The 1,181-nt window shown below is 68.4% G+C and carries 1 protein-coding gene; it reads left to right on the top strand.

Features of this window, described 5'->3' with window-relative positions:
* Window positions 1–238: 238 nt before the first annotated feature.
* Window positions 239–1,181, top strand: a 943-nt coding sequence (gene gluQRS, locus ACT8II_RS09045; RefSeq protein ID WP_233546097.1) for a tRNA glutamyl-Q(34) synthetase GluQRS, incomplete at its 3' end; no start/stop codon positions are given.

Below are 1,181 nucleotides of genomic sequence, written 5' to 3'. Positions count from 1 at the left end.
GGCGCGCGCCTGCGTATGAGGACCCGTGCATCCGCGCGGAGAACGAGGATGACGACGGGTATGACCCGTATTCCGACCGCCGTCCCGACCCCGAGCCCCTCTTCGAGCGCGATCCGTGGGCGTAGCCGCGATGGACGGCGCATTGCATGGGGCCCGCGTCGAAAGTGCGGAGCGTGGGGTGCCGGAGTGCGGGGTGCTTCCGGTTGTGGGTCGTTTTGCGCCCTCACCCACGGGGCGCATGCATCTGGGAAACGTCGCCGCCTCGCTTTTGGCGTGGCTGTCGGTCCGCAGCCAAGGCGGCAGGATTGTCCTTCGCATCGAGGATCTCGACGACCGCGCCCGCAGCGGCCCGTGGACCGAGCTGCTCATGGATGACCTGCGTTGGCTGGGCCTCGATTGGGACGAGGGACCCTATTACCAGACCGAGCGCCTGGACCTGTATGGTGCCGCGTTGGCCAAGTTGGACGCGCTGGGCCTTCTGTACCCCTGTTTTTGCACGCGCGCCGAGCTTCATGCCGCAAGTGCGCCCCATGCCAGCGACGGCACGCCTGTGTACGCGGGCACGTGTCGAGATTTGACGAGCGCGCAGGTCGCCGAGCGTTCCGCCCTCCGGCCTCCCGCGGTGCGCCTGCGGGTGCCCGCGGTCGACGACCCGGGCGATCCCGGCATGGGCTTTGGGGGCCGGACCGCCATGAGCTCGCGCGTCGTGAGGTTCGTCGACCGGACGTACGGCGAGCGCATCGAGGACCTTTCCCGGGAGTGCGGGGATTTCCTCGTGCGCCGCAGCGACGGGGTCTTCGCCTATCAGCTGGCCGTCGTCGTGGACGACGCCGAGATGGGTGTCACCGAGGTCGTTCGCGGTTGCGATCTGCTGGGATCGACCGCCCGCCAAATGTACCTGCAGGATCTCCTGGGGTATGCGCATCCCGAGTATGCGCACGTGCCGCTTTTGGTCGCCCCCGATGGCAGACGCCTTTCCAAACGCGATCGCGACCTCGACATGGGGGAACTCCGCGCGCGCTTCGCCACGTCGGATGAGCTGCTGGGGAGGCTCGCGTTCGCGTTGGGCCTTCGGCCGGATGCGGCCCCGCTCACGGCGGAGCGGCTTGTCGAAGGGTTCTCCTGGGATTGGGTGCGCGACCATCGCGAGAGCCTCGTGGTCGGTCCCGGTTTCTTGGGCT

The organism is Collinsella sp., assembly GCF_052346665.1.
GTDB lineage: Bacteria > Actinomycetota > Coriobacteriia > Coriobacteriales > Coriobacteriaceae > Collinsella.
This window is presented reverse-complemented; position numbering and strand designations above follow the sequence as displayed.